The 5628-nt window shown below is 32.4% G+C and carries 7 protein-coding genes and 1 pseudogene; 5 read left to right on the top strand and 3 right to left on the bottom strand.

Annotated features, from left to right (window positions below):
* Window positions 1-23: 23 nt before the first annotated feature.
* Window positions 24-515, bottom strand: a pseudogene (locus tag B2671_RS16505) (cupin domain-containing protein); the annotation flags it as partial.
* A 540-nt stretch (window positions 516-1055) separates the two neighbouring features.
* On the opposite strand from B2671_RS16505, the gene B2671_RS16500 reads away from it, so the two are divergent.
* Window positions 1056-2270: an FAD-dependent oxidoreductase gene (locus B2671_RS16500; RefSeq protein WP_346871385.1), complete on the top strand. Its 1215-nt coding sequence runs from the start codon at window positions 1056-1058 to the stop codon at window positions 2268-2270.
* A gap of 75 nt (window positions 2271-2345) precedes the next feature.
* Here B2671_RS16500 and B2671_RS16495 read toward each other — a convergent pair whose 3' ends face one another.
* Window positions 2346-2888 (bottom strand): nitroreductase family protein, encoded by a 543-nt coding sequence (locus tag B2671_RS16495; protein WP_346871384.1) that lies wholly within the window; start codon window positions 2886-2888, stop codon window positions 2346-2348.
* 440 nt (window positions 2889-3328) lie between these two features.
* Between B2671_RS16495 and B2671_RS16490 the strand changes: the two genes are divergently transcribed.
* The 4 genes from B2671_RS16490 to B2671_RS16475 all read left to right on the top strand — a co-directional run bounded on the left by B2671_RS16490 (window position 3329) and on the right by B2671_RS16475 (window position 4691).
* Window positions 3329-3652 (top strand): PadR family transcriptional regulator, encoded by a 324-nt coding sequence (locus B2671_RS16490; protein WP_346871383.1) that lies wholly within the window; start codon window positions 3329-3331, stop codon window positions 3650-3652.
* Window positions 3652-3999, top strand: coding sequence for a DUF1048 domain-containing protein (locus tag B2671_RS16485; protein ID WP_346871382.1), 348 nt, complete (start codon window positions 3652-3654; stop codon window positions 3997-3999). The genes B2671_RS16490 and B2671_RS16485 overlap by 1 nt, the downstream gene beginning before the upstream one ends.
* Before the next feature lie 9 nt (window positions 4000-4008).
* Window positions 4009-4359: a DUF1048 domain-containing protein gene (locus B2671_RS16480; protein ID WP_346871381.1), complete on the top strand. Its 351-nt coding sequence runs from the start codon at window positions 4009-4011 to the stop codon at window positions 4357-4359.
* A 143-nt stretch (window positions 4360-4502) separates the two neighbouring features.
* On the top strand, window positions 4503-4691 hold the full coding sequence (locus tag B2671_RS16475) for a cysteine-rich KTR domain-containing protein (protein ID WP_346871380.1): 189 nt from the start codon (window positions 4503-4505) through the stop codon (window positions 4689-4691).
* 275 nt (window positions 4692-4966) lie between these two features.
* Here the strand turns inward: B2671_RS16475 and B2671_RS16470 are convergent, their stop codons facing one another.
* On the bottom strand, window positions 4967-5467 hold the full coding sequence (locus tag B2671_RS16470; protein ID WP_346871379.1) for a DUF4489 domain-containing protein: 501 nt from the start codon (window positions 5465-5467) through the stop codon (window positions 4967-4969).
* Window positions 5468-5628: the final 161 nt, after the last annotated feature.

The following is a 5628-nucleotide window of genomic DNA, read 5'->3' as shown; positions in this document are numbered from 1 at the left end:
CTCTCTTGATGGGAGTCGTTGCTTTACTCTTCAGCAGCGTCTGAATCAGCTTTAGTTATATGAACTGTATCACGTGGATGCTGAGGAGGAGCATAAATAGAGTACAATTTAATTGGTGTATTACCTGTATTGATTAGATTATGCCATTTACCAGCTGGTATGATGAAGGCAAAATCATCATAGACATTTTTTTGAAAATCTAAGTTATCTTTTCTGTCGCCCATTTTAACAAGCCCTTCACCTTCTTCAATACGTATGAATTGATCAAGGTTAGGGTGACTCTCTAAACCTATTTCTCCTCCAACAGGGATACTCATCAAGGTAAGTTGCAAATGAGTTCCAGTCCATAAAGCAGTACGAAAAGTATCATTTTGCTTAGTAGCCTCATCAATATTTACTACAAAGGGTTCTGGTCCATAATCCTTCAATTCAATAAAACTATTAGTATATTCAGATCTTAAAAAATTAAATCTTGATTCATAATCAATTTCATTAGTATAAGGGATATATTCATTAGGATACATATTTCTCTTCCTTTCATATAACTATAACATTATAGTATTCTCTAAGTTTGGAAAATGTGATTGATTCATAGGAATACTATACAACGAGGTCATAGCACTAAAATTAGAAAGTTCATGAATTTCTGATTCTGTATATTTTCTATTAGTTGTATTTTTTTTGTCATAGTTGACTTCTCATTAATATATCTCTTGTACGAGAATATCGTTACTTTTTCTCTACTAGAACTATTTTACTACCCGGGGAGAGTAAACTTTAATTAGCAAATTTTAAAACTAAATTTGTCATATATGTTTAGTATTTCTTGGATATAAGCATAAACTTTAGGAAATAATAAGGCTACAAAGTATGAATGGTTAAGAAAGGATTGTAGTATGTCTAATAAAATACGTTATTTTATAGTGGGTTATATGAATTATTAGTGTTTCTGAAAATATAGAGATATTAAAAAATTAGAAGATTATTTACAAAAGAATGAGCAGTGGATTAAAAAAATATCAATTAAAATTATATGTAAGAGATAGGTGGTTATTATGAATACACAATATGTACAAGGAGATTGTATATTTACAAGAATCAATAAAACGATAAAACAGTATGAGTATTTAACAGAGGATATAGAGACAGAAGTAATAATAATAGGTGGAGGAGTCACTGGGGCAATTTTAGGATACTATTTTAGTAAAAGCAATATTAATTGTGTTATTTTAGAGAAATCAAGAATAGGTCACGGCAGTACTAGTATAACAACCTCATTACTTGAATATGAGCTTGATAGTAATGCTATGGAGTTAAAGGCATATACGAGTATGGAGAATATAATAAAATCATATAAGTTAGGGCTAAAGGCATTAGATGAAATTCAAGAGTTTATAGATAGATATGGTAATAGGTGTGATTATAAAAGAGTAGATAGTTTTTTATATACAGCTAAGAAATTAGAAAAAAAGGAGATGGAAGAAGAGTATTATATTAGAAAAGAAGCTGGATTACCCGTAGAATTTATTGATGAAGATAATAATCCTTTTTTATTTGATGTAAAGGCAGGTGTATTAGGTAAAGGTGGAGGAGCTGTATTTGATCCCTATAAATTTACTCATCATCTAATTGAGGTCAGTTGTAAAAAGGGATTAAGAGCATATGAAAACACAGAGGTTATAGATGCTAAATATAGTAATGATAGTGTTACCGTAGAAACTGTATACGGTTATAAAGTTAAAGGAAAAATTATTGTTGTAGCTACAGGGTATAATACAGAACTTTTCACTAAAAGGACATTTGGAACTAAGACTACTACATTTAATATTGCAACTAGGCCAATAGATAACATTGAAGAAATTTATCAAGACATAGTTATTAGAGATAACAGAGTTACTTATAATTACTTTAGAACAACTAGAGATAATAGGTTCATAATTGGAGGGGAGGATATAAACTTTATACCAGATATATATAATGAAAAGTTATGTAGTAAAAGTTATGAAATATTAGAACAAAGGCTAAAAAGCTTATTTCCAAACTTAAATATAGATATAGAATATAAATATTGTGGAGCATTTGCATCTACTCAAGATAATTTGGGTTTTATAGGTGAAGAGCCTACTAATTCTAAATTATGGTATTGTTTAGGTTATGGGGCAAATGGAATATTATTTGCTATACTAGGTGGAATGATGTTAAGTAAATTATATTCTGGAGAAGTAGATAAAGATCTAAATCTGTTTAAAGTAGATAGATTTGATCATTAAAATTTGTGCAACCCTATTGATGCAGAACTTGTAATAGAGGTTGCACAAACTATTTATATGAAAGATAAGAATGTATTATTGCTTGTTTGTATTATTCCAACTGTTGTAATAAATATGTTGTGAGATATCCTTTGGAGGATAATGTTCATCATCTTCATTGGTTTCACCAATTGGAGTCATTGCAACTACTTTGAATTTTTCAGGGATATTTAAAATCTTACGCACTGCTTCTTCCTCAAAAGAACCTATCCAGCAAGTTCCATAACCTTCATTTGTTGCTGCCAATACCAGATGTTCCATAGCAATACCGCAATCCAACATAAAATATGATTTATTATCAACATCACCACTTTCCGATGGATCTGCCACTATAACAGCAATGATTGGCGCTTGTTTAAGTGCATTTGATGTTTTATCAGTTTTGTTTATAATTGTATTGGAGATTTGCTCTATTAAATTTTGTTCATTGATAAAAATAAATCGATAACAAGTTTTATTTTTCCATGAAGGTGCCATTAAAGCAGCATTAATAATTTTATCTAATTTTTCTGTGGGTATAGGAGTTGACTTGTAGCTCTTATTACTTGTTCTGTTTTCAATTACTTTATAAAAGTCCATTATTATTCCCCTTCCTTAATACAATAATTCTTAAATTTACAAAATGATAGTTTAAAGCTCAAGTTTATGTAAGGAGCCGTCCCTATGTATTTTAGTATGTGTGAATATGAACTTTTTATACTTTAAGTAAAACTATAAATAATAAAAGAACTACAGATAGCATTTAGATTATTGAAAAAATGGTATAATATGTGGGAGTATAGATATGTGGATAAATAATGCTAGGCAGAATTGTCCTCAGCATTTAGAGTAGAAATTTTAGCNNCCTCTGATATTAATTTAAGGTGGAATTTATCTTAGTACTATTTTAAATCTCACTGGTGAAAATAACCACAAAAAATAAAATATCATATTGACACTACAACTACTACGTGATACTATATAGTGGTAGTAAGTAATACAGAATATCGGTAATACTAGATAGTGAAGAGGTGATTTATTTGGAAAATATTACGGAAATGTTAAAGGGTGTACTGGAAGGCTGTGTTCTTGAAATCATCAGTCATGAGGAAATATATGGTTACGAAATTACCAAGAGGCTAAATGTCCTCGGATTTTCGGATGTTGTGGATGGGACAGTTTATACAATCTTGGTGCGGCTTGAGAAAAACAAGCTGGTGGAAATTACGAAAAAGACATCCGATAAGGGACCGCCACGAAAGTTTTTCACCCTCAACGATGCGGGGCGTGAGGAGTTGAGGAGATTCTGGGAAAAATGGGGATTCATATCATCAAAAATTAATGAGTTAAAGGAGAAGAAATAATGAATTTTTGGGAAAAAATTACCGGAAGCGACATGACTAAAGAAATGAAAATTTTTGAATCGCGAGCTAAAAAGCTACCGGCTGATTATCAAGCGGCATGGGAAAAAATTAAGGCTAATCTTTGGCCGCACTCGGATTTCACTGGTCGCAACCTAATGCCAATTCTTGACGGTGTGCTTGGACTGCTCGAAGAAACGGCTGTGGACGGTCAGAGTGTACAAGATGTTTTGGGTGACGATATCAAAGGCTTCTGCTCAGCTCTGGTCGGCGAAGAAGGGGCAAAGTCTTTTCGAGACAAGTGGCGCAAGGAACTCAACAATAATATTGCTAAAAAATTAGGTAAATAGGAGGATAAAATGAGAATACAAGATATCATCGAAGGCAAAAAAGAGTGGCGAGCGCACATAGCGCGTGTTAAAGCGCTCCCGAAAGATTTTCAGATTGTTTATAAAGAGATTCAAAGATATCTTTTTAAGGTTGGACCTGTTGAGTTAACCGACGGGATAGGTTTACTCTCGGGGATTATCGATCTTTTTGAAGAGGGCGTGGCCTTTGGGAAAGGCGTGATCGAAGTGACGGGCAGTGACGTAGCGGCTTTCTGCGACGATTTAATCAAAGGTTCAAAAACCTACGCTGACATCTATCAAGAATCTGTTGACCAAGAAGTTAACAAGGCTATGAAAAAGGTTACGGATAAAACAAAGTAAAAGAGAGATATCGGGATTAAAAAGTAATTGAAGTGAAAGGTATGTGACTCCCGCAAAGGGGGGGTACATTGAAAAGCAACTTAATGTTTGCAGGCATTAAAATGATAGTGGTCAACCAAAATATCAACTAAGGGGATGGTAGAGTGTGTAAATACAAGTGGATATTATGCCCGGTTTGTAGCAACAAAACAAGGATGAAGATACGTGATGATACGGTGCTTGAAAACTTCCCACTATTTTGTCCCAAGTGTAAACAAGAAACGATAATTAATGTAAAACAATTGAATATATCAGTTATTAAAGAGCCAGACGCTAAGACGCAGAGCCGATAACATGTGAGTGAAATCACAGTTGTTGGTTCTTTTTTTATGATAACTACTCAAGCTGTATTAAAAGGATTAGATGCAGATTTGAGTAAGGTTACTATATTGTATTTGATGAGATATTTAAGATTATGACTAAAAATGCAGGTCAGATTCAGTACGTAAGTATATTATCTAGCCTGCAAGTGATCATGTAAATTATACACATAAGATATAAAAAGGAAACTTCATGTAATAGATTTAATAGATTAAAGAAATTTATTTAAGTTTTAATTTACATTTAGTTAACAGTCTTGTTTTGGATTATCTACAGTAACGGATGATAGTCTTGCAGCGAAAACGCCAATATTACCTGTAATAGCACCTTCATCACCTTCACCAACTGTCACTATTACAGCATAGGTGCAACATTCATTTAAACATGAATCGCAATCACATACAAAGAATGTGAACGTCCTAGCAATAAGAGATGGCGTCGCTACTGTAAAAGAAAATGGTCCTCCTATTGGGAGTGGCTGTTGATTATCACAGAATTTAAATAATTGAAATATTAAGGTTCCGGAAAAACCTATTCCAATTAGATTACTTGTAAATTCAAGCTTTGTACATGGATTACAGAATTTAGAAGTATCTATGGTGATAGTAGCAACAGTAGCAGTAGTTCCTACTAGTGAGCCAGGTAGTACTACTTGACCAGGTTCGCCGCATTTTAAGTCAACTGGACATTGCGAGTCACAGTTACAACTTTGAGCATAATTTAAATCAACTTCTGACATTGGATTCATAGATTATTTCCTCCTAGCATATTGAAAAATATTAATAATACAACTTAGAATTAATGTGAATTTTTTAAGAGTAGACTGATTTAGTACTTATTAGAAAATTCTTATAATACAGGATATTAAATAAATGAATAATAGTGATTATTTTTTATGAATATTTGCTT

It is taken from the genome of Clostridium sp. UBA5119 (assembly GCF_002414285.1).
Classification (GTDB): domain Bacteria; phylum Bacillota; class Clostridia; order Clostridiales; family Clostridiaceae; genus Clostridium_J; species Clostridium_J sulfidigenes.
Note: the sequence above shows the minus strand (reverse complement) of the source record. Positions and strands in the feature narration are given on the sequence as shown.

Coding starts and splice junctions, on each gene's coding strand:
- B2671_RS16500 (WP_346871385.1), top strand. CDS start 1,056: ATGAATACACAATATGTACAAGGAGATTGTATATTTACAAGAATCAAT.
- B2671_RS16495 (WP_346871384.1), bottom strand. CDS start 2,888: ATGGACTTTTATAAAGTAATTGAAAACAGAACAAGTAATAAGAGCTAC.
- B2671_RS16485 (WP_346871382.1), top strand. CDS start 3,652: ATGAATTTTTGGGAAAAAATTACCGGAAGCGACATGACTAAAGAAATG.
- B2671_RS16480 (WP_346871381.1), top strand. CDS start 4,009: ATGAGAATACAAGATATCATCGAAGGCAAAAAAGAGTGGCGAGCGCAC.
- B2671_RS16470 (WP_346871379.1), bottom strand. CDS start 5,467: ATGAATCCAATGTCAGAAGTTGATTTAAATTATGCTCAAAGTTGTAAC.